This is a genomic window from Myceligenerans crystallogenes (assembly GCF_039529775.1).
Taxonomy (GTDB): Bacteria; Actinomycetota; Actinomycetes; order Actinomycetales; family Cellulomonadaceae; genus Myceligenerans; species Myceligenerans crystallogenes.
This window is the reverse complement of the sequence record NZ_BAAANL010000012.1, coordinates 27920-49789: the sequence shown is the minus strand read 5'-3', so window position 1 is coordinate 49789 and position 21870 is coordinate 27920. Positions and strand designations below refer to the sequence as shown.

Annotated in this window: 21 protein-coding genes; 9 read left to right on the top strand and 12 right to left on the bottom strand. The window is 74.0% G+C overall.

Translation table 11 applies throughout. The features are described 5' to 3' along the window. Window positions 1-114: 114 nt before the first annotated feature. The 5 genes from ABD208_RS19995 to ABD208_RS19975 all read right to left on the bottom strand — a co-directional run bounded on the left by ABD208_RS19995 (window position 115) and on the right by ABD208_RS19975 (window position 2887). A complete protein-coding gene (locus ABD208_RS19995; protein ID WP_344106498.1) occupies window positions 115-693 on the bottom strand; it encodes an HhH-GPD-type base excision DNA repair protein in 579 nt (192 codons plus the stop codon). A 41-nt stretch (window positions 694-734) separates the two neighbouring features. After that, window positions 735-1634 carry a hypothetical protein gene (locus ABD208_RS19990; RefSeq protein ID WP_344106496.1) on the bottom strand — a complete coding sequence of 300 codons (900 nt, stop codon included), beginning with the start codon at window positions 1632-1634 and terminating at the stop codon, window positions 735-737. After that, entirely contained in the window at window positions 1631-1858 is a 228-nt protein-coding gene (locus ABD208_RS19985) for a hypothetical protein (protein ID WP_344106494.1), read from the bottom strand. Before ABD208_RS19985 ends, ABD208_RS19990 begins: the two co-directional genes overlap by 4 nt. A gap of 134 nt (window positions 1859-1992) precedes the next feature. Continuing rightward, window positions 1993-2478, bottom strand: a complete 486-nt coding sequence (locus ABD208_RS19980) for a GNAT family N-acetyltransferase (RefSeq protein WP_344106492.1) — start codon at window positions 2476-2478, stop codon at window positions 1993-1995. Then, window positions 2471-2887: a PNPOx family protein gene (locus tag ABD208_RS19975; RefSeq protein WP_344106490.1), complete on the bottom strand. Its 417-nt coding sequence runs from the start codon at window positions 2885-2887 to the stop codon at window positions 2471-2473. The genes ABD208_RS19980 and ABD208_RS19975 overlap by 8 nt, the downstream gene beginning before the upstream one ends. 105 nt (window positions 2888-2992) lie before the next feature. Between ABD208_RS19975 and ABD208_RS19970 the strand changes: the two genes are divergently transcribed. From ABD208_RS19970 to ABD208_RS19960, 3 genes are read left to right on the top strand one after another with little or no spacing between them, the layout of a single operon-like run. Next, window positions 2993-3850, top strand: coding sequence for a tryptophan 2,3-dioxygenase (locus ABD208_RS19970; protein WP_344106489.1), 858 nt, complete (start codon window positions 2993-2995; stop codon window positions 3848-3850). After that, window positions 3850-4731, top strand: a complete 882-nt coding sequence (locus tag ABD208_RS19965) for a hydrolase (protein ID WP_344106488.1) — start codon at window positions 3850-3852, stop codon at window positions 4729-4731. The genes ABD208_RS19970 and ABD208_RS19965 overlap by 1 nt, the downstream gene beginning before the upstream one ends. After that, window positions 4728-5966 (top strand): kynureninase, encoded by a 1239-nt coding sequence (locus ABD208_RS19960; RefSeq protein ID WP_344106487.1) that lies wholly within the window; start codon window positions 4728-4730, stop codon window positions 5964-5966. Before ABD208_RS19965 ends, ABD208_RS19960 begins: the two co-directional genes overlap by 4 nt. A gap of 24 nt (window positions 5967-5990) precedes the next feature. Here the strand turns inward: ABD208_RS19960 and ABD208_RS19955 are convergent, their stop codons facing one another. After that, complete coding sequence (locus ABD208_RS19955; protein WP_344106484.1) at window positions 5991-7238, bottom strand: tetratricopeptide repeat protein; 1248 nt, start codon at window positions 7236-7238, stop codon at window positions 5991-5993. Between the two features lie 109 nt (window positions 7239-7347). Between ABD208_RS19955 and ABD208_RS19950 the strand changes: the two genes are divergently transcribed. Beyond that, complete coding sequence (locus ABD208_RS19950) at window positions 7348-8112, top strand: SDR family oxidoreductase (protein WP_344106482.1); 765 nt, start codon at window positions 7348-7350, stop codon at window positions 8110-8112. A gap of 92 nt (window positions 8113-8204) precedes the next feature. Here ABD208_RS19950 and ABD208_RS19945 read toward each other — a convergent pair whose 3' ends face one another. Then, a complete protein-coding gene (locus ABD208_RS19945; protein ID WP_344106480.1) occupies window positions 8205-9755 on the bottom strand; it encodes a SulP family inorganic anion transporter in 1551 nt (516 codons plus the stop codon). 185 nt (window positions 9756-9940) lie between these two features. Between ABD208_RS19945 and ABD208_RS19940 the strand changes: the two genes are divergently transcribed. Together ABD208_RS19940 and ABD208_RS19935 are read left to right on the top strand one after the other, a co-directional pair. Continuing rightward, a complete protein-coding gene (locus ABD208_RS19940; protein ID WP_344106477.1) occupies window positions 9941-10330 on the top strand; it encodes a MerR family transcriptional regulator in 390 nt (129 codons plus the stop codon). Between the two features lie 119 nt (window positions 10331-10449). Beyond that, window positions 10450-11763 (top strand): glycosyltransferase, encoded by a 1314-nt coding sequence (locus ABD208_RS19935; protein ID WP_344106474.1) that lies wholly within the window; start codon window positions 10450-10452, stop codon window positions 11761-11763. 54 nt (window positions 11764-11817) lie between these two features. Here ABD208_RS19935 and ABD208_RS19930 read toward each other — a convergent pair whose 3' ends face one another. The 3 genes from ABD208_RS19930 to ABD208_RS19920 are packed head-to-tail and all read right to left on the bottom strand — an operon-like array spanning window position 11818 to window position 13942. After that, window positions 11818-12609 carry an ABC transporter permease gene (locus ABD208_RS19930; RefSeq protein WP_344106471.1) on the bottom strand — a complete coding sequence of 264 codons (792 nt, stop codon included), beginning with the start codon at window positions 12607-12609 and terminating at the stop codon, window positions 11818-11820. Continuing rightward, complete coding sequence (locus tag ABD208_RS19925) at window positions 12606-13379, bottom strand: ABC transporter ATP-binding protein (protein WP_344106469.1); 774 nt, start codon at window positions 13377-13379, stop codon at window positions 12606-12608. The genes ABD208_RS19930 and ABD208_RS19925 overlap by 4 nt, the downstream gene beginning before the upstream one ends. Next, entirely contained in the window at window positions 13376-13942 is a 567-nt protein-coding gene (locus ABD208_RS19920) for a TetR/AcrR family transcriptional regulator (RefSeq protein ID WP_344106467.1), read from the bottom strand. Before ABD208_RS19920 ends, ABD208_RS19925 begins: the two co-directional genes overlap by 4 nt. 253 nt (window positions 13943-14195) lie before the next feature. Here ABD208_RS19920 and ABD208_RS19915 point away from each other — a divergent pair, with 253 nt between their 5' ends. Continuing rightward, the gene (locus tag ABD208_RS19915) at window positions 14196-15887 is read left to right on the top strand and encodes a molybdopterin-dependent oxidoreductase (RefSeq protein WP_344106465.1); all 1692 of its coding nucleotides are present in this window, start codon (window positions 14196-14198) and stop codon (window positions 15885-15887) included. A gap of 93 nt (window positions 15888-15980) precedes the next feature. On the opposite strand, the gene ABD208_RS19910 is transcribed toward ABD208_RS19915, so the two are convergent. Together ABD208_RS19910 and ABD208_RS19905 are read right to left on the bottom strand one after the other, a co-directional pair. Next, window positions 15981-17234 (bottom strand): benzoate/H(+) symporter BenE family transporter, encoded by a 1254-nt coding sequence (locus ABD208_RS19910; RefSeq protein ID WP_344106463.1) that lies wholly within the window; start codon window positions 17232-17234, stop codon window positions 15981-15983. Continuing rightward, on the bottom strand, window positions 17231-17575 hold the full coding sequence (locus tag ABD208_RS19905; RefSeq protein WP_344106460.1) for a PLP-dependent transferase: 345 nt from the start codon (window positions 17573-17575) through the stop codon (window positions 17231-17233). The genes ABD208_RS19910 and ABD208_RS19905 overlap by 4 nt, the downstream gene beginning before the upstream one ends. A gap of 30 nt (window positions 17576-17605) precedes the next feature. Between ABD208_RS19905 and ABD208_RS19900 the strand changes: the two genes are divergently transcribed. Together ABD208_RS19900 and ABD208_RS19895 are read left to right on the top strand one after the other, a co-directional pair. Beyond that, window positions 17606-19195 (top strand): 3' terminal RNA ribose 2'-O-methyltransferase Hen1, encoded by a 1590-nt coding sequence (locus ABD208_RS19900; RefSeq protein ID WP_344106458.1) that lies wholly within the window; start codon window positions 17606-17608, stop codon window positions 19193-19195. Further along, window positions 19192-21738 (top strand): polynucleotide kinase-phosphatase, encoded by a 2547-nt coding sequence (locus tag ABD208_RS19895; protein ID WP_344106456.1) that lies wholly within the window; start codon window positions 19192-19194, stop codon window positions 21736-21738. The genes ABD208_RS19900 and ABD208_RS19895 overlap by 4 nt, the downstream gene beginning before the upstream one ends. The last annotated feature ends 132 nt before the right edge of the window (window positions 21739-21870 follow it).

Below are 21870 nucleotides of genomic sequence, written 5' to 3'. Positions count from 1 at the left end.
AGGGCATCACGCCGGATCGGCTCCATAGCGCCTGGCGGTGTGACTGTTCGACGTATCGTTAGTCGGCTCGGCGAAAGGACGTTGCGCCGCTTCCTGCCTGTCGCTACTTTTGTGTCAGCTGGCGGCTGCCTTCTGGGCCTTCTTGAAGGTGCGGACCTCCTGGAGGGTCTCGGCCGAGGTGACGTCGGCGATGGAGCGGCGGGAGTCCTGCTCGCCGAACTCGCCCGCCGCCTCGCGCCAGCCGTCCGGCCGGACGTCGCGCTGCTTGCCCAGGAGGGCCAGGAAGATCTTCGCCTTGCGCTCGCCGTAGCCCGGCAGGGCGTTCAGGCGCTTCAGGACCTCGGCGCCGGTCGGGGCGCCGCCGGTTCCCGGGTCGGTCCAGATCCGCGCGGCGTCGCCGTCGTACCCGTCGACGACGGCGTGGGCCAGCTCCTGCACCCGGCCCGCCATGGACCGGCCGTACCGGTGGATCGCCGGGGGAGTGGTCGCCAGTTCCGTGAACCGGTCCGGGTCCGTCTCCGCGATGACCCGCGGGTCCACCGAGCCCAGCCGGTCCAGGATCTTCTTCGGCCCCGCGAACGCGTGCTCCATCGGGAACTGTTGATCCAGCAGCATGCCGACGAGCAGCGCGAACGGGTCGTCGTCCAGCAGCCTGTCGGCTTCCGCGTCTCCGGTCATCCACAGTTCGGCCATGGGTTCATTCTGTCCCGGAACGGGAGTTCGCGCCGCCTGTCTCAGCCCTTCCTGGCGAGCGCGTCCAGGTCGACGTTCGAGAGCAGGGGCGGGACCTGCACGTCGTCGTTCCGCAGGGTGATCCGCGCCCAGTCCTCGCCGAGGCGCACGTCGACCCGGTGGATCAGCCCGGCCGCGTCCACCCAGTAGCGCAGCCCGGCGGCCCCGGGGTCGACGACGGCGGCGCCCGGCCCGACGTCCGGCCCGGCCTCGACGTCCGGCCCGGCTTCGGTGCCCGGCCCGGCCTCGGCAACCGGCCCGGCCTCGGAGCCCGGCCGGGCGTCGTCGTCCGGCCGCCCCTTCCGGTCCGCCCGGCCTCCCGTGGCCGTGCCGGCACCCTCGCGGGGCGCCGCCGTCGGCCCCGCGAACACCGTCACCGGGCGGCCGCCGGTGGTGTCCGCCCGCAGCCACAGGGCGCCGCCCTGCCGGATGAGCCGGGGGTTCTCGGGGCGGTCGGCACCGAGCTGCGCCAGGACCGCCAGCACCACGGCGAGCGGGGAGGTCCGCGGGTTCAGCTCCGCGGCGCGCCACCCCTCCAGCGACGTCAGCGGCTTGCCCAGCTGCGTGCCGTCCGTGACCGCGACGGCCCGGCCGTTCCAGGCGATCCGGTCCGACGGCAGGCCGTCGGACGACACCAGCGCGTAGCCCGTGCGCGTCTCGTAGTCGAACCAGCCCTCGACCTTCATCTCGTGGCCCTGGTCCGCGTACGTCGCGGTGACCGCGCGGCTGCCCGCGCCGGCGTTCCGGAACCGCAGGCCCGCGAGCAGTTCCGACTCCGCGACGGTGACGGGCCGGGGGCCGGCGGCGGGCTCGGGCTCCTCGCCCGCGGTGCACGCCGTGGCCACGAGCAGCGTCAGCGCCACGACGACGCCGGCCGCCCGCCGCGACCGCCACCTCGTCACGCACCGCTCCGATCCTCGTGCATGTCCGCGCCCGGCACATCCGGCAGCCCCTCGCCGCCGGCCGTCGTCGCGTGCTCACCCGGCACCCGCGGCACGAGGGGACCTGCCGCGTCCGCGACCGTGGCGGAGCCACCGGCGCACGCGGTGAGGACCGCGGCCGTTCCGAGCGCGAGAACGGCTCTGAAATGCCCGATGAATGACACCAAGTGGTTCTTCCGTGGCATGCATCGAGTGTAAGCACGCCCTTGCCGGATGCACGCGGTGAAATGGCATCCGCCCGGATAAGGAGCTTTTTCCGCCATTGGTGGAAACGAATTCTCCGGGAGTTTCGCGGGTCGTTCCTTTCCCGGCCGGCCCGTCAGCGGACCAGGCGGACCTCCAGGACGCCGTCCTCGCCGGTGGCGGTGGTGCCGTCCGGCAGGAAGCCGTTCTTCTGGAAGAACCGGCGGGCGCCCGTGTTCACGGCCGCGATCCAGAGCTCGGCGGACCGTGCCGGGGGCAGCACGCCGTTCAGCAGGGCGCGGCTGATGCCGCTGCCGTGCATCTCGGGCATGACCCACAGCTCGTGCAGGGCGAGGTCCCGCTTCGAGGCGTGGCCCATGCGGGGCCCGGCCTGGCCGACGACGGCGAACCCGACCACGAGCCCGTCAACCTCGGCCACCAGCGGCGTCTCCCCCGAGGTGATGCGGCGCTTCCACGCCTCGATCCCGGCCGCCTGGGTGTCGGTCAGCCAGTGCTCCTCGGGCACGTGGGCCAGGTAGACGGCGCGTCGCCCGGTCCAGTGGACCGCGGCGATCGCGGCGGCGTCGTCGATGGTGGCGTCGCGCAGCGTGTAGTCAGGCATGCGCCGACGGTACCCGGCGCAGCCGGCCCACCAGGCACTGCTCCACGGCGAGGCCCTGCAGCAGCTGGCGTGGTACGGGCGCGAGGATCGTCACGGCCTCCTCCGCGGGCAGCACCCGCAGCAGGTCGACGTGGTACCCCGCCGAGCCGCGCGTCATCGCGAACGACCCGGCCCCCAGGATGTTGCGCATCCAGTCGGTCCGCGACCCCCACGGCAGCGGCACCACGGCGAGGATCTCCGCGGAATCCGGGTCGCGGCCGGCGAACGCCGTGACCGGCGTCGTGTAGGCCGTGCCGGACGTGCGGCCGACGTGGTGGACGACGGCGAACGGCGGGAATCCGTTGGCGAGTCGCTCGAAGTACGGGTTGACGGTCTTGGCCAGGGCGGCCACGGGCTCGGGCAGGTCCATGCCGTCCATCATGGCGACAACCCGCCCGGCCTCGCGACCCGCAACGCCGCCGATTCGTGCAGGTCGTGCCGTTCACGTTACGGTCGGGAAGGAGGAGAGGGTGAAATGACGACGAGCGCGGGCGGGGTGCGTCCCCTGGAGGACGGGATCCGGACGGATCTCCGGGGGCAGCTGGACTATGCGGGCTACCTGGACCTGGAACGGGTGCTGTCGGCCCAGCACCCCCTCAGCGAGCCCGAGCACCACGACGAGCTGCTGTTCATCATCCAGCACCAGACCACGGAGCTGTGGCTGAAGCTGATGCTGCACGAGCTGCGCGCCGCGCGGGCGCAGCTCGACGCGGACGACCTGCTCCGCGCGCTCAAGTCCGTCGCGCGGGTCAAGCACATCCTGCGCACGATCATCGAGCAGTGGTCGGTGCTGGCCACGCTCACGCCGAGCGAGTACGCCGAGTTCCGCGGCGGTCTCGGGTCGTCGTCGGGCTTCCAGTCGTACCAGTACCGCGCGGTCGAGTTCATCCTCGGGAACAAGAACGCCGCCACGCTCGCCGTCTTCCGGGCCGACCCCGCCGCCCACGACATGCTGCACGGGCTCCTGGCGGAACCGACCGTCTACGACGCGTTCCTCCGCCTGCTCGCCCGCCGCGGCCTGGCCGTCCCGCGCGAGATCCTCGACCGCGACGTGCGCGAGCCGTGGGTCGAGCACCCGGAGCTGATCCCCGTGCTGGCGGACATCTACCGGGACCCGAGCTCCGCGTGGGACGTCTACGAGGCGTGCGAGGACCTGGTGGACCTCGAGGACGCGTTCCAGCTGTGGCGGTTCCGCCACCTGCGCACGGTCCAGCGCACCATCGGCTTCAAGCCCGGCACGGGCGGCTCCAGCGGCGTCGGCTTCCTGCGGCGCGCGCTCGACCTGACGTTCTTCCCGGAGTTGATCTCGGTCCGGACGGAGGTCGGCGCCTGATGGATCAGCGGTCGTTCCTGCCCGCCGTCGTCGACCATCACGTGCACCTCGGGCTCGTGGACCCCGGCCGGCTCGCCGGGTCGGTGCTGGCCGAGGTGCACGACCTCGGCTGGGATCCCCTGGTCAGCGCCGCGATCGCGAAGTCGCCGCCGCGGGGCGTCAGGGTGCGGTTCGCGGGACCCTTCCACACCGCGCCCGGGGGGTACCCGGCGGGCCGCGCGTGGGCGCCGTCGTCGGCGATCCGGGGTGTGAGCGGCCCGCAGGAAGCGCGCGGCGCCGTGGCCGACGTCGTCGCCGCCGGGGGATCGTTCGTCAAGATCGCGCTGCACTCCGGCATGCCGCTGCTCGACGACGCGACGCTCGTCGCGCTGGTGCGCGCCGCCCGCGCGGCGGGCCTGCCCGCCGTGGTGCACGCCGAGGGCGAGGGGCAGGCGGCCCGCGCGCTCGGCGCGGGCGCCGAGATGCTCGCGCACGCGCCCTGGTCGGAGCCGCTGCCGGACAAGCTGCTGCGCGCCGCCGCGGGCCGCGCGACCTGGATCTCGACGCTGGCGATCCACGACCGGCCGGACCTCGACGTGGCGCTGGACAACGTGGCCCGGTTCCACGCCGCGGGCGGCGCGGTCGTCTACGGCACGGACATGGGCAACGGGCCGACGCCGCGGCGCGGGGTCAGCGACCGCGAGATCGCGCTGCTCGGCGAGGCGGGCCTGACCGGGGAGGCGCTGCTGCGCGCCGTGGTCGGGCCGCCGGGCCGGCGGGACCTGGACCCGGAACGGGCCCTGGTCTCCCCGCATCCCCGCCCCGCCGACGCGGGCGAGCTGATCACGTGGCTCGCCGACGCCCGTCGTCTCACCCCCGCCGACCTGGAGTCGCTGACATGAACCCCACCCCGAGCCTTCCCGACCTGGCCGCGAAGGCGGCCCAGCTCGACGCCGAGGACCCGCTCGCCGCGTACCGCGAGCGGTTCGCCGGCAGCCCCGGCCTGGTGGCGTACCTCGACGGGAACTCGCTCGGCCGCCCCCTGAAGGCGACGCGGGACCGGCTCGCGGGCTTCGTCGACGAGGTGTGGGCCGCGCGCCTCATCCGCGCGTGGGACGAGGGCTGGATGGACGCGCCCACCGAGCTCGGGGACACGATCGGGCGGGTCTGCCTGGGCGCGGCCGCCGGGCAGACCGTCGTGGCGGACTCGACCACGGTGCTGCTCTACAAGCTCGCGCGCGCCGCCGCCGGCGCCCGGCCCGGGCGCGCCGAGATCGTCGCGGACACCGAGAACTTCCCGACCGACCGCTTCGTCCTGGAGGGCATCGCCGCCGAGCGCGGCCTGACGATCCGCTGGATCACCCCGGATCCGGCGCTCGGCGTGCGGCCCGACGACGTCGCCGCCGTCGTCTCCGAGCGCACCGCCCTGGTGCTGGTGAGCCATGTCGCGTTCAAGTCGGCCTACATCGCGGACCTGCCCGCGATCACGCGGATCGCGCACGACGCCGGGGCGCTGGTGCTGTGGGACCTGTGCCATTCCGTGGGCGCCGTGCCGGTGGAGCTCGACGCGCACGGCGTGGACCTCGCGGTGGGCTGCACCTACAAGTACCTGAACGGCGGGCCCGGCGCCCCGGCGTTCGGCTACGTCGCCCGCGGCCTGCAGGACGAGCTGCGCCAGCCGGTCCAGGGCTGGATGGGCGCCGCCGACCCGTTCGCGATGGGGCCCGCCTACGAGCCCGCGGCCGGCATCCGCCGGTTCATCTCCGGGACGCCGCCCGTCGTCGGCATGCTGCCGATGCGGGACATGCTCGAGCTGATCGACGAGGCGGGGATGGCGGCGGTGCGCGCCAAGTCCGTGGCCCTGACGGAGTTCGTGGTCGAGGCCGCCGACGAGCATCTCGTCCCGCTCGGCGTGCGCGTGGCCTCGCCGCGCGACGCCGCGGTGCGCGGTGGTCACGTCATGCTGGAGCACCCGGCCTTCCGGGAGGTGACGGCGCGGCTGTGGCAGCGCGGCGTCGTGCCCGACTTCCGGCCGCCGGCCGGGATGCGCCTCGGGCTGTCGCCGCTGAGCACGTCGTTCACCGAGGTCGCGGACGGGCTCGCCCTCGTGGCCGCGGAACTCCGGGCGCACGGCTGAGCCCCGCCGGGCCCGGCCCCGGCCCTACTTGACGCACGTGCGGTGCGCGTCGCTCGGGAAGGACCAGCTGCCCGCCGCCCAGCCGCCGTCGTGGACGGCGACGGAGACGTCGCCCGCCGGGATCGTCAGGGTGACCGACGGCGCCCTGCCGCACTTCCTGCTGCCCGCCGGGACGGTGACCGAGTCCGTCTCCCGGCCGGTCCAGGCCACGTAGAGCTGCTTGCCCGTGGCGTTGCGGATCGTCAGCGCCACCTCCTCGCCCGCTCCGGCGTACCGCACCGGCCGGGTCAGGGTGCCGCCGCCGGCCAGGGCGCCGCGGACCTGCTTCTTGATCCGCGCGATCCGGAGCCGCTCCTGGGCGACGTTCGTCGCGGTGACCTGCGCCGCGGACCGCGTGGCGGAGAACCGCTCCAGGTGCGAGACCGCCAGGTCGCCGGGCTTCGTGCCGGGGTACTCCTGGACGGCCGCCAGCAGCGCGCGCCGGGCGGCGTGGAACACCGCGGCGTCGTAGCGGGCGTCGCGGGCCGCGGCCTCCCCCTCGGCGAGGCGGTCCTCGCCGCAGCGCACCAGCGCCCAGGACAGCGCGTGGTGCGAGGCGTCCCGGACCGGCCGCAGGGCCGGGCCGTCCAGTCTCGACCACGCGCGCGCCGGCCGGATCACCGAGCAGGGTTCGTCGGCGCGGTCGGCCTCGACGTCGTTCTCGAACAGCACCCAGACGCGTCGCTCGGCGCGCTCGGCCGGCTCGCTGTCCGGGGCGTCCGCCAGGACGGTGGCGTACTGGGAGACCGCGCGCTCGCCGTGGCCCTGTTCCTCCAGCTCCTGCCCGTAGGAGAGGCGCGCGCCGGACTGCTCCTCGACCGCCGCGACGTAGCGGGCGCCGCCCGAGGCGAGGTACGCGTCGAAGCGCTCGATGGCGCCCCGGTAGTTCCCGGTGGCGACGGCGTGCCGCGCGCGCTCGAGTTCGTCGCACGCCTCGATCTCGGCGGTCAGCTCCGCGCTGTCCACGGGAGGGGCCAGGAACTCCAGCGCGCCCAGGTTCCGGGCGGACTTGAGCCGCGGTACCGCGGCCGCGCAGTCGCCCGCCGCATGGGCGCTCTGCCCGAGGGCCGCCTCCGTGCGCGCGTCCCCGCGGGAGTCCTGCACGAGGAACAGCCACGCCCAGACGACGAGCCCCACGAGCACCACGAGCGCGCCGATCAGGATCGCCAGGCGCCCGTAGCGGGGCGCCGGCTCGTCCTGCGCGATCGGTTCGAGCAGCCGCAGGTCGCTCACGGTGTCCTCCCTCCCTCGGGACACGCGTTGCGTGCGATCCCCTTAATGTCGGAAATGGTCGCATGAAATCGCGACGCCGAGGTATTTGCCGGCGCGTAATCTCGGACACATGAGCACCGCGGAGAGAAGAGCACTGGTCACGGGCGCGTCGTCGGGCATCGGGGCGGCGACGGTACGCCGCCTCATGGCGGACGGCTGGGACGTCGTGGCCGCGGCCCGGCGCAAGGAGCGGCTGACCGCTCTGGCCGCCGAGACCGGCGCGGAGGCCTACGCTCTCGACGTGACCGACGACGACGGCGTCGCGCGGCTGGCGCAGCATCTCGCGGCGACCGGCGGCCTGGACGCCGTCGTCAACAACGCGGGCGGCGCGCTCGGCCTGGACCGGGTCGAGGACTCGGACGTCGCGGGCTGGCGGTGGATGTACGAGGTCAACGTGCTCGGCACGCTGCGGGTCACCCAGGCGGTGCTGCCGCTGCTGCGCGCGGCCGGGGCGGAGCGCGGCGTCGCCGACGTCGTGACCATCACCTCCACGGCGGCGCACGGCGCGTACGAGGGCGGCGCCGGGTACACGGCGGCCAAGCACGGCGAGCACATGCTGTCCCAGACCCTGCGCTGGGAGACCGCCGGCGAGCCGGTGCGGGTGATCGAGATCTCGCCGGGCGCGGTGGCGACCGAGGAGTTCTCCCTGGTGCGGTTCGGGGGCGACGCGGCCCGGGCCGCCCAGGTCTACGAGGGCTACACGCCGCTGTCCGCGCAGGACGTCGCCGACGCCGTCGCGTGGGCCGTGACCCGCCCCGACCACGTCAACATCGACCAGCTCACGATCCGCCCGAGGGCCCAGGCCCACAACAGCAAGATCGTGCGCGCCGGGTAACGGGCCGGCGCCCGGCGGCCGCGGCGGTGAGACTCCGGAACGCCGCGGCCGCCAGGACCGCGCGTGTTCGCCGGTCGCTGCGCCCTCGTCGCTCAGTGCTCCGTTCCGAGGTTTCCGGCGAGACGTTCGTGCCGGGCGGCCGAGTCGTGGTTCATGCCGACGATCGTCACGGTCTTGCCCTTGGCCCGGTACCTGGTGGTGACCGCGTCGAGCGAGGCGATGGCGGAGGCGTCCCAGATGTGGGCCTTGGTCATGTCGATGACGATGTTCTTCGGGTCGCCGGCGTAGTCGAACTGGTGGACCAGGTCGTTGGACGAGGCGAAGAACAGTTCGCCCTCGACGGCGTAGACCCTCCGGCCGTCGGCGTCCGAGGCGTCCAGCCTGGTCACCGACGTGAAGTGCGCGACCCGGTTCGCGAACAGCACCGTCGCGACGACGACGCCGACGATCACGCCGTAGGCGAGGTTGTGGGTGGCGACGGTGACGACCACGGTGGCGAGCATGACCGTGGTCTCGGACTTCGGCATGCGGCGCAGGGTGTCCGGGCGGATCGAATGCCAGTCGAACGTGCCGACCGAGACCATGATCATCACGGCGACCAGTGCCGCCATCGGCATGATCGCGACCACCTCACCGAGGCCGACCACGAGGATCAGCAGGAACACGCCGGCGAGGAAGGTGGAGAGCCGGGTGCGGGCGCCGGAGGACTTCACGTTGATCATGGTCTGGCCGATCATGGCGCAGCCGCCCATGCCACCGAAGAGCCCGGTCACGATGTTGGCGGCGCCCTGCCCCCAGGTCTCGCGGGTCTTGTTCGAGTGGGTGTCGGTGACGTCGTCGACCAGCTTGGCCGTCAGCAGCGACTCCAGGATGCCGACGAGCGCCATCGCCACCGCATAGGGCGCGATGGTCTGCAGCGTCTCGAGGTTCAGCGGGACGTCGGGGAGGAACAGGCTCGGCAGCGACTCGGGCAGCGCGCCCTCGTCACCCACGGTCGGCACGTCGATGCCCGCGATCACCACGGCCGCGGTCAGCAGCACGATGGCCACGAGGGGTGCCGGGACCACCTTGGTCCGGCGTGGCAGCAGGACCATGAGCACGATGCCGATGGCGACCAGCGGGTAGACCGCGACCGGAACGCCGGTGAGGTGTGGCAGCTGGGACAGGAAGATCAGGACGGCGAGGGCGTTGACGAAGCCGACCATCACCGAGCGGGGGATGAACCTCATGATCCTGGCGACGCCCAGCACGCCGAGGACGACCTGGATGATCCCGCCCAGGATCACGGTGGCGATGAGGTGGTCCATGCCGTGCTCGCGCACGACCGGGGCGATGACCAGCGCGACCGCGCCCGTCGCGGCGGAGATCATGGCGGGCCGCCCGCCGAGGAACGAGATGGCCACGGCCATCGTGAAGGACGCGAACAGGCCGACTCGCGGGTCGACGCCGGCGATGATCGAGAACGCGATCGCCTCCGGGATCAGCGCCAGCGCCACCACGAGGCCGGCCAGGACCTCGGTGCGGAACGTCCTGACGGATCGGAACGCGGCGCGGAACGAGCCGGAAGCGGTGGCCTCGGGGGCGCCGGTGACGGGGATCGCCGCCGGGACGGGATCGGGCAGGTCGACAGAAGTGTGTGACACGCAGTGTTTCCTCACGGATTCGGGGACGCGCACGCCCCGAGGGCCGAGGTCGCGGGACCCGGCCCGGATGGACAGGACTGAGCACGCGACGCTGCGCACGAAGAATGGACGGTGGTGAGACGACCCCGGGGGCGCGGAGACCCACCGCGCTCAACTCTACCGTTACGTAAGGGTAGAGTTGCACGATGGGTACTCCGGACACGTCGGCCACCACGCACATCGGCACGGTCGCCGAGCGCACCGGCCTGTCGTTGCGCACGTTGCGGCACTGGGACGAGGTGGGCCTGGTGACGCCGTCGGGACGCAGCCACGGCGGGTTCCGGCTCTACACGGAGTCCGACGTCGAGCGCATCCTGCTGGTTCGTCGTATGAAGCCGCTCGGCTTCACCCTGGAGGAGATGGCCGACCTGCTCGACGTCGCCGGCCGGCTGGCCGCCGGGCCCTCCGGCCCGGACGGGGCCGAGCTGCGCGTCAGGCTGGACGAGTTCGTCGCCGTCGCGCGGGAGCGCCGCGCCGACCTCGCACGCAAGCTCGCCATGGCGGACGAGCTGATCGCCCTGCTCGATGGGGTCTGAGCCCATGTCGCAGCGACCGCGCGGCAGGTAGGCTGGGCGGTGGTGTGCCGGGAAGCCTGGTCGGCGGCGATGCCGCCCCGTCCACGGGCGGCCCAGTGGCCCGTCCGAAGGAATCCGCCATGCGCCAGCCTGGCATGCACGCGCTGATCATGTCGTTCGGCACCCGGGGTGACATCCAGCCCTACGCCGCCCTCGCCGGGGCGCTGGCCCGTGCCGGCCACGACGTCACTCTCGCCGTTCCCGACGCTTTCGCGGATCTGGTGCCGCACGACGGGCCGGGTACCGTCACACATCATCCCGCCGGTTCCGGCATGCTGCGTCTCCTGCGGGAGATCATGCCCGAGCTGAGCGGTCCCCGGGACGCGCTGCGGACGCTCGGGATCATGACCTCGGCGATGCGTGAGCTCAACACCGAGTGCTGGGCCGCCGCGCGGGCGGCGCGCCCGGACGTCGTCGTGTATCACCCCAAGACGCTGGCCGGGCCGCACATCGCCGAAGCCCTGGGCGTACCCGGCGTCCTGTCCCTCCCGCTGCCGTACTACACCCCGACGCGCGCGCACCCGATGCCGTTCTTCGGCGGCAGGTCCTTCGGAGGCCGGGGCAACCGTGCCTCGTACGCGCTGAACCGGATGAGCGGGATCATGTACGGCGGCATGATCAACGACTTCCGCCGCCAGATCGGCCTGGGCCGGATCGGGCGCCTGGCCGACCCCCTCAAGAACCTCGACGGCAGCCCGGTCCACACCCTCTACCCCTACAGCCGGCACATCCTGCCGGTCCCGGCGGACTACCCGGAGTCGGCCCACGTGACCGGCTACTGGTTCCTGGACCACGAAGGCGTGGACGGCGGTGGCTGGGAGCCGCCCGCGCAGCTGGCCGATTTCCTCGCGACCGGGCCGGCCCCGGTCTACGTCGGGTTCGGCTCCATGGGCTTCGGCAAGGGAGCCGACCAGCGGCGCGACGCCGTCCTGACCGCCCTGAAGGCCAACGGGCTGCGCGGGATCGTCGCGACCGGTTGGGGCGGCATCACGCCAGGCGAGTCGGGTTCGGACGATGTCCTGGTCATCGAGGGCGCGCCCCACGACTGGCTGTTTCCCAGGGTCGCCGCCGTCGTGCACCACGGCGGTGCGGGCTCGACCGCGGCCGGCCTGCGGGCCGGCCGGCCGACGCTCGTGGTGCCGTTCCTCGGTGACCAGCCGTTCTGGGGAGCCCGGGTCCACGCGATCGGCGCCGGACCGGAACCACTGGCGGCCAACCGTCTCGCCAGGGGCCTGGCCGGCCGCCTCGGCGACCTCACGGGCACCACGTCCTACTCGCACCGGGCTGCCGAGGTCGGCGCCGCGATCAGGCACGAAGACGGGCTCGGCGCGGGAGTGCGGGTCATGGAACAGATCGCAGGCGTGACGGCCACCGACACCTCGTCCGGACGGTGACCGTCACCCGGATGGCCGGGACCACGGCCGGTCCACCCCCCTGCTGTCGCTACCTCACACGTTCGTCAGGCGCCGCCAGGCACGGACGACCGCCGCGGTACCCAGTGGGGCCGTCGCGGCGGCGAGCATCAGGTGAGGCGGGCCGACGGCGGCTGCGGCGTCCGCTCCGCCCATGCCCGCCCACAGGGACGGCGCGGCGTAGGGGAACCAGGTGCCGCCGCCGAGCAGCACCACGATCTGGGTGAGCGCGACCATGCCGACCAGCGCGCCGACCGTGCCGAGCCGGCTGCGCGTCACGGTCGCCACCCAGGCGAACGGCAGCGCCAGTCCACCACCGAGCAGCCCTGCGGCGACCGCGTCACGCACCCCGGCCCAGGCCGCGAAGGGCTCGCCGGCTGTCCCGGTGACGACCGCCGAGGCAGTCGTCGTCACCGCCACGGCCAGCACCACGCACGACGCGATCCAGGCCAGCGCGACCAGGCACTTGGCCAGGGCAATGGTGCCCTGCGGCACGGCCAGCCCGAACAACGCCCCGGCGGTGCCGTTCTCCAGCTCGCGTCCGAACGACCAGGCGACGAAGAACCCGCCGGCGGCCAGGGCCGCGACGGAAAGGACCTGGGCGCACACCAGCAGGTGCGTCGTGGCGAGGTCGCCGGTCGCGTAGTCGGTGAGCTTGGCCGCCGTCGGGCCGACGGCCCGCGGCGACCGGGCGAGCGCGACCATCCCGATGCTGCCGAGCGGAACGAGCAGCACGAGCAGCGTGGTCGCGATGCGGGCGACGGCCGAACGGCGGAGCTTGAGCGTCTCAACGGCCAGGGCGGCGCGGAACGCGGTTCCGGCGGTCATCTCAGGCTCCCCGTGCCGGCCGGATCCGTCTTGGCCGGACCGGTATCCGTTGTCCGGGTGCCGGCGTCCAGGACCATGGCGAAGAACCGTTGTTCCAGGTCGGTGCCGCCGGGTTCGAGCCGTCCGACGTCGCGGCCGCCGTGCAGCACCACTATCTCGTCCGCGATCCGAGCGACCTCGTCGAGGTGATGGCTCGAGACGAGGACCGCCGCGCCGTCGTCGGCCAGGCCCCGGACCAGTTCGCGGACCAGGACGACACCCTGCGGGTCGAGGGCGCTGGTCGGTTCGTCGAGGATCAGTGCCGTGGGTCGATGAAGGGTCGCGCCGGCTGTCCCGAGGCGCTGACGGTTGCCCGTCGAGAGCGCGCCGGCGCGGGTGTGGCGCCACGGGTCCAGCCCCATGCGCCCGACGGCGACGTCAGCGGCCGCCGCGGCGGCCCGCCGTGCCACGCCGTGCAGACGGGCGGCGCAACGAAGGTTCTCGGTCACGGTCAGCTCCGGGTAGACCAACGGCGTGTCGACCACGTGGCCGAACCGTCGGGCGACGTCGGCGGGCATGCCGGCCGGGTCGTGACCGAGGATCCTGGCCACGCCGTGCGTGGGGCGCAGGCGGCCGGTCAGCGCGCGGAGCGCCGTCGTCTTGCCTGCGCCGTTGAGGCCGATCAGGGCCGTGACCCGGCCTGGCCGGACGGCCAGCGTGAGGCGGTCGAGGGCTGGTCGGCCGCCGAAGGTGTGGGAGACGTCGTCGAGCAGCAGGGCGGGCTCGGTCATGCGGTCGCACCGGCCGGGGCGAGCTGCGCCAGGGCGCGGCGGACGAGATCGGCGAGCGTGACGTCGCTCGGCGCGGAGCCCCAGGCCAGGAGGGCCGCGGTGGTGGCGGCCAGGCAGGCGGACGCCGAGATCGCGGCATCGAGACGATCGACCCCGTCGGCTGTGAGCCGCTCGACGATCGCGTCCCGGGTGGCCTCGGTGCCGGCCGACATCGCGGCGCGCAGCGAAGGGGACGTGGCGACCAGGGCCACCCGGCGCCTCGCCGTCGAGTCCTCGGTGGGCGTGATCTCGCCGAGGGCGGCGAGCAGGCCGAGCCGGGTGCGCTCCAGGGGCGGAAGACCCACTGGCTGGGCGCCGACGGCCTCGGCGATCAGCGGATCGTACGGATCCGTGACGAGCACGGCGTCCTTCGTCGGAAAGTGCCGGAAGAACGTCATGGGGGTGACGCCGGCGGCCTCCGCGATCTGGTTCACGGTCGTGCCGTCGTAACCCTGGTTCTCGAAGAGGTCGAGCGCCGCATCGAGGATGCGGGCCCTGGTGCGGAGGGTGCGGGGTGTGACCATCCCCTAATGTTAGCCACTAACAATTCGGCGTCCGAGGCGTGGCACCACGCCCTGGGCCTCGCGGGGCTCGAGGACCTCCTCCTGCGCGCGGTCGGCCGGGTCGGGGCCGGACGACGGGGGGTTCCTCCGCTCCTGAGGGCCGGCCGGTGGCCGGGCGTCGGCCGGCGAACCCCTCGCGCTCGCGTCCTTACGTTCTGGTGACGGAGGCCGGTTCCGCTGTCCCCGCGGCGGTCGCTGATGGCAGCCTGGCACCATGAACGCAGGTGAGACGCGAGACCGCCGGGGAGTCCTCGCCGCGGTGGCCGGGGTCGTGGCGGGCGGCCTCGGCCTGGCCGTGTCCGAGCTGGTGGCCGCCGTCGTCGCGCCCGGCGCGAGCACGATCTTCGCGGGCGGCGCCGCGGTGGTCGACGTCGTCCCGCCGTGGCTGAAGGACTTCGCCGTCGCGTGGTTCGGCACCGCCGACAAGGCGGTGCTGCTCGGCACCATGGGCGTGGTCCTGGCGGCGGGCGCGGCCCTGGCCGGCTGGCTGGAGCGCCGCCGGCGTCACGTGGGGGTCGCCCTGCTGGTCCTGGTCGGCGTGGCGGGCATGGTCCTCGCGGCCACCCGCCCGGGCGCCGGCCCGCTGTGGGTCCTCCCGAGCGCGATCGGCGTCGCCGTCGCGATCCCGGTCCTGCGCGCGTCGATCCGCACGCTGCTGCCCGACGCCGCTGCGACCGCGACCGCCACCGCCGCCACGGCCGCCGCTGCGACCGCCGGCGCCACCGAGGGACCGGCCTCTGCCGAGGAGCCGGCCGCCACCGGCAGATCGGCCGACGTCGCCGCTGCGAGCCCGGCCCCGGGCGCGACCGCACCCGACGGCCCGCGCCCGCCCGCGCCGTCGTCGGCCGTGAACAGGCGGCGCTTCCTGCAGATCACCGGCCTGGCCGCGGCGGGCGCGCTCGTCGCGCTGGGCGCGTCGCAGGTGATCGGGGCCGGGGCGCGGACCGTCGAGGCGGTGCGGACCCGGCTCCGCCTCCCGGCCCCCGCCAGGGCCGCGGCGCCCGTCCCGGCCGGGGCGGAGCTCGGCATCGACGGCCTGACGCCGTACGTCGTGCCGAACGACGAGTTCTACCGGATCGACACCGCCCTGCGCGTGCCCCAGATCAACCCGGAGGACTGGACGCTGCGGGTGACCGGCATGGTGGACGAGCCGTTCGAGATCGGCTGGGACGAGCTGGTCTCCCTGCCGCTCACCGAGCACCACGTGACGCTGGCCTGCGTGAGCAACCCCGTGGGCGGCGACCTGATCGGCAACGCGCTGTGGCTGGGCTACCCGGTGCGCGACCTGCTCGCCCGCGCGCGACCGCAGGCGGGCGCCGACATGGTGCTCTCGACGTCGCAGGACGGCTGGACCGCGGGCACGCCGCTGGAGGTGCTCGAGGACCCGGACCGGGAGTGCCTGCTGGCCATCGGGATGAACGGCGAGCTCCTCCCGGCCCAGCACGGCTTCCCGGCCCGGCTCGTGGTGCCGGGCCTGTACGGCTACGTGTCGGCCACCAAGTGGGTCACCGAGCTCAAGGTGACCACGTTCGAGCAGGACGAGGGCTACTGGACGCCGCGCGGCTGGTCCGCGCTCGGCCCGGTCAAGCTGCACTCGCGGATCGACGTGGCCCGCGCCGCCGAGGGCGGCGGCGCGCTCGTGGCGGGCGTCGCCTGGGCGCAGCACACCGGCGTCTCGGCGGTCGAGGTGATGGCCGACGACGGCGACTGGGTCCCCGCCGAGCTGGCGCAGGCCACGGGCACCGACACCTGGGTCCAGTGGCGCGCCGAGCTGGACCTCGCCCCGGGCGACCACACCGTCACCGTCCGCGCCACGGACGCGAACGGCGAGGTCCAGACCGCCGAGGTCGCGCCGCCCGCCCCGGACGGGGCGACGGGCTGGCACTCGGCGAGCGTGACGGTCTGATTCGAGGCTCAGGCGATATTCGCGCGAGTAAACGCTTACCCGCGCGAATAGCGCCTTATCCGCTGCAGTTGCTGGGCGCCGTCGCGCTCGGGTCTACCCCGGCGCGCCGCGTCGGCGCACGGTCAGGACGACGTGGGTCAGGATGCCGAGGATCAGGCCCCAGAAGGCCGAGCCGATGCCGAACAGGGTGAGGCCGGAGGCCGTCACCAGCAGCGTCACCAGGGCCGCCTCGCGGTGGGCGGCGTCGTCCATCGCGCCCTTGAGGCCGCCCATGAGGGCGCCGAGCAGCGCCACCCCGGCGATCGCGGCGACCAGCTCGCCCGGCAGGCCGGTGAACAGCGCCACGAGCGTGGCGCCGAACGTCCCGATCAGCAGGTAGAAGAGCCCGCAGAACACGCCGGCGGGCCACCGCTTGCGCGGGTCGGTGTGCGCCTCGGGGCCGGTGCAGATGGCCGCGGTGATCGCCGCGAGGTTGATCGCGTGGCTGCCGAACGGCGCGAGCAGCACCGAGACGAGGCCGGTGACCCCGACGAGCTTGCGGTCGTCCGGTGTGTACCCGGAGGTCTGCAGCACGCCCAGGCCGGTCGCGTTCTGCGACGCCATCGTGACCACGAACATGGGGATCCCGATACCGACCAGGGCCGCCCAGCCGAACTCGGGCGCGGTCCACTCCGGCCGCGCGATCTCCAGCCGCACCCCGGCCATGTCGAACCCGCCGGTGGCGGCCACGGCGACCACCCCGGCCACCAGCGCGCACAGCACCGCGTACCGCGCCGAGAACCGCTTGACCGCCAGGTAGGCGGCGAACACCACCAGTGGCACCAGCGGGGTCGCGGCCACCGCGTCGAACAGGCCCACCCCGAACGAGAACAGGATCCCCGCGAGCATCGCGGACACCAGCGGCGCGGGGATCGTCGCCATCAGCTTCCCGAAGATCCCGGTGAGCCCCACGACCGTGATGGCGAGCGCCGACAGCAGGTACGCGGCGACGGCCTCGCCGAACGTGAACTGGTCGAGGCTGCTGACCAGCAGGGCCGCCCCCGGCGTGGACCAGGCGGTGATGACGGGCTGCCGGGTCCAGAGGCTCAGCCCGAGGCAGGTCAGGCCGCTGCCGATGGACACCGCCCACACCCAGGAGGCGGTCTGCCCGGCGCTGAGCCGCCCGGCCTCGGCGGCGGCGAGGATGATCACCATCGGCCCGGAGTAGGAGACGACCACGGCGATGAAGCCCGCCACGGCCGCCGACACCGAGAGGTCGCCCCACCACGGCCCGCCGCGCGTGCCGGCCCCGGGTTCCCCGGTGGCGGGTGCGGCGGGGGCGACGCCGGGCGCCGGGCGGTTCGTCATCGGTCGTCCTCCTGGAAGGCCCGGGTGAGGGCCTGGTCGATGTCGGCGATCAGGTCGTCGGGGTTCTCCGGCTCGATGGACGGGCGGAGCATGTCCGGGGGCGCCGTGCTTCCCGGGCCCTCGAAGGTGTGCCGGTGCTCGAGGAGGCTCTCCGTCCCGCCCGGCGACGTCGCGCGGTAGAACAGCTCGCAGTGGTTCGCCAACCGCAGGGCCCGCTCGGCGGGCCCGTCGACGTGCAATGAGATCATGCCGGAGAACCCGTCGTCCATCTGCTGGGCGGCCACCCCGTGGCCCCGGGTCGCCCGCCGGTCCCGGGCCCAGGGCAGAAAAATGACCCTCACCGAGGGTTCTGGTCAGGCAGAATCCCGCACATGCTCCTGACGATCAGCACGACCATGGCGGACGCGACCGCGCTGGGGTTCCTGCTGCACAAGCACCCCGGGCGGGTGCAGTCGTTCGATCTGGCGGTGGGGGTCGCGCACGTGTTCTACCCCGAGGTCTCGGCGGAACGGACGACGGCGGCCCTGCTGCTGGAGGTCGACCCCGTCGCCCTGGTGCGCGGGCACCGGGACGGGCCGTCGAGCGGGGGCGGGTTCAGCCTCGGGCAGTACGTGAACGACCGGCCGTACGCCGCCTCCAGCATGCTCGCGGCGGCCGTGAAGCAGGTGTTCGGCACGGCGCTGTCCGGCCGGTCGGCATCGCACCAGGAACTGGCGGACACCGCGATCCCGCTGGAGATCCATCTCCCGGCGCTGCCCTGCCGTGGTGGCGCCGAGCTGCTGCGCGAGCTGTTCGAGCCGCTCGGCTGGACCGTCGACGCCACCCCGGTGCCGCTCGACCCGGAGCTGGGGTGGGGCGACTCCCGCTACCTCGACACCCGGCTGACCGGCACCCTCCGGCTCGCCGGCGCGCTCAACCACCTCTACGTGCTGCTGCCCGTGCTCGACAACTCCAAGCACTACTGGATCGCGGGCGACGAGGTGGACAAGCTGCTGCGCGCCGGTGACGGCTGGCTCGCCGGCCACCCGCGCAAGGCCTGGATCGCGCGCCGCTACCTCGCGCACCGGCACCAGCTGACCGGCGATGCGCTGGCGCGCCTCGCCGAGTCCGAGACGCCGGACGACGTCGACGCGCCCACCGCCGACGAGGTCCTCACCGAGGACGCCGCAGCCGCCCCGGCCGGTGGCGCGCCCGCGGCCGGTGACGCAGCCTCGGAGGGTCGCGTGCCCGCGGCCGGCGCCGCTGCCTCGGCCGGTGATGCGTCCGCGGCCGGTGACGCGGCGTCCGCCGGGCCCCGGCCCGTTCCCCTGCACGTCCTGCGGCGCCAGGCCGTCGTCGCCGCGGTGCGCGAGGCCGGGGCGACGTCCGTCGCCGACCTCGGCTGCGGTGAGGGTGCGCTGGTCCGGGACCTGCTGGACCTGTCGCCGGTGCAGCGCATCGTGGCCACGGACGTCTCCGCGCGGGCGCTGCAGATCGCGGCCCGCAAGCTGCGGCTCGACCGCATGCCGGAGCGGCGTCGTCGGCGGCTCGACATCTTCCAGTCGTCGGTCACGTACCGCGACGCGCGGATCGCGGGCCTGGACGCGGCCGTCCTCATGGAGGTGATCGAGCACGTCGACCCCGCGCGGCTGCCCGCGCTGGAGCGGAGCGTGTTCGCCCACGCCGCGCCGTCGCGCGTCGTCGTGACGACGCCGAACGTCGAGCACAACGTCCGCTACGAGTTCCTCGAGGCGGGCGTGCACCGGCACCGCGACCATCGCTTCGAGTGGACGCGCGCGGAGTTCCGCGGGTGGGCCGACGACGTCGCCGCCGCCCACGGCTACACGGTCGAGATCCGCCCGGTCGGCCCGGACGACGCCGAGGTGGGGCCGCCCACGCAGATGGCCGTCTTCGACAAGAGAACCGAGGACGCCGCCGCCGCGGCCGACGCTCACACCGAGAACGAGGAGGTGCCCGCATGACCACGACCACCCGGGAACTGGCCGTCCCCCAGCTCAGCCTCGTCGTCCTGATCGGCGCCAGCGGCTCGGGCAAGTCCACGTTTGCCGCGACCCACTTCAAGCCCACCGAGGTGCTCAGCTCCGACTACTGCCGCGGCCTGGTCGCCGACGACGAGTCGGACCAGTCCGCCACGCCGGACGCCTTCGACGTGCTGCACTACATCGCGGGCAAGCGCCTCGCCGCGGGCCGTCTCACCGTCGTCGACGCCACGAACGTCCAGCGGCACGCCCGCGAGAAGCTCGTCGCGCTGGCCCGCGAGCACGACGTGCTTCCCGTCGCGATCGTCCTGGACGTGCCCGAGGCCGTCTGCGTGGCCCGTAACGAGGCCCGCGCCGACCGCGGCTTCGGCGCGCCCGTGGTCCGCCGTCACGTCCGCGACCTGCGCGGCAGCCTCAAGCACCTGCAGCGCGAGGGCTTCCGCACCGTGCACGTGCTGCGCGGCGAGGACGCGGTCGCCGCCGCGACCGTCCGCCGCGAACGGCTCTTCAACGACCTGCGCCACGAGCGGGGCCCGTTCGACGTGATCGGCGACGTGCACGGCTGCCGCTCGGAGCTGGAGTCGCTGCTGGACCGCCTCGGCTACGCGATCGAGCGGGACGCGGCGGGCCGCGCCGTCGGCGCGCACCACCCGGGCCGGCGTGCGGTGTTCGTCGGTGACCTGGTGGACCGGGGCCCGGACACCCCGGGGGTGCTGCGCCTGGTCATGGGCATGGTGGCGGCGGGCGACGCGTTCTGCGTGTCGGGCAACCACGAGGCGAAGCTGGTGCGCGCCCTGCGTGGCCGTCAGGTGCAGCTGCGGAACGGCCTGGCCGAGTCGCTGGAGCAGTTCGAGGCGGAGCCGCAGGAGTTCCGCGACCGTGCCCTGCGGTTCATGGACGGCCTGATCGCGCACTACGTGCTCGACGACGGCGCGCTGGTGGTCTCGCACGCGGGCATCCCGGAGAAGTACCACGGGCGCGCGTCGGGCCGGGTGCGCTCCTTCTGCCTGTACGGCGACACGACGGGCGAGACGGACGAGCACGGCCTGCCGGTGCGGTTGCCGTGGGCGGAGGACTACCGCGGCACGGCCATGGTGCTGTACGGGCACACGCCGGTCGCCGAGGCGATCTGGGTGAACAACACGATGTGCCTGGACACGGGCGCGGTGTTCGGCGGGAAGCTCACGGCGCTGCGCTACCCGGAGAAGGAACTGGTGTCGGTTCCGGCCGAGCGCGAGCACTACGAGCCGCCGCGCCCCCTGACCGCGGCCGGCGGCCGGGACTCCGACGTGCTCGACATCGAGGACGTCGCCGGCACCCGGGTCATCGAGACGGGCTACCAGCCGCGGATCATGGTGCGGGAGGAGAACGCGGCCGCCGCGCTGGAGGTGATGAGCCGGTTCGCGATGGACCCGCGGTGGCTGGTGTACCTGCCGCCCACCATGGCGCCCGTGGCGACGTCGGACCGCCCGGACCTGCTGGAGCACCCCGACCAGGCGTTCGGGCAGTACCTGGCCGACGGCGTGACGCGGGTGGTGTGCGAGGAGAAGCACATGGGGTCGCGGGCCGTGGTCAGCGTGTTCCGGGACGACGCCGCCGGGCCGGACGGGACCGGCGGCGCGATCTGGACGCGGACCGGGCGCGCGTTCCTCGACGGCGACCTGACCGCGGCGCTGACCGGCCAGGTGCGCGCCGCCGCCGAGAAGTCGGGGCTGTTCGACGAGCTGGAGGCGTCGTGGCTGCTGTTCGACGCCGAGCTGCTGCCCTGGTCCGCCAAGGCGGGGTCGCTGCTGCGCGACCAGTACGCGGCGGTCGGGGCGGCAGCCCGGGGTGCGCTCCCGGCGGCCGTGTCGGAGCTGGAGCGGGCGGCGTCGTCCGGCCTCGACGTCGGGCACCTGCTCGACCGGACGCGCGCCCGCGCGGCGAACGCCGCGGCCTACGTCGACGCCTACCGGCGGTACGTCTGGGAGACCGACGGCCTCGACGGCGTGCGGCTGGCGCCGTTCCAGCTGCTCGCGTCCGGCGACGGGCCCGGCGGGGCCGGGGCCGCGCACCACACGCGGCCGCACACGTGGCACCTGGCGCTCGCCGACCGGCTCGTCGAGGCCGACCCCGCGACCTTCACGCCGACGCGGCGGCTGTTCGTGGACACGAGCGACCCGGCGTCGTGCGCGGCGGGCGTGGACTGGTGGACGGAGCTGACGGCGTCGGGCGGTGAGGGCATGGTGGTCAAGCCCGCCGACAACCTGGTCGACGGCCGGCGCGGGCCGGTGCAGCCGGGCCTGAAGGTCCGCGGGCGCGAGTACCTGCGGATCATCTACGGCCCCGACTACACCGAACCGCACCACCTGGAGCGGCTGCGCAAGCGTGGGCTGGGCCGCAAGCGCTCGATGGCCCAGCGCGAGTACGCCCTCGGTCTGGAGGCCCTGGACCGCGTGGCCGCCGGCGACCCGCTGTGGCGGATCCACGAGTGCGTCTTCGCGGTGCTGGCCCTGGAGTCGGAACCGGTGGACCCGCGGCTGTGAGCGCCGTGGAGGCGGAAATCGCGTGAGAGAGCGTGTTCATGCGTGATTTCCGCCTCCGCAGCGCGAAGCGCCTGCCGGACATCGCAGGCAACAGGGTCAATGCGGCGGAGTGCTTGTGGATAACTGATTCAG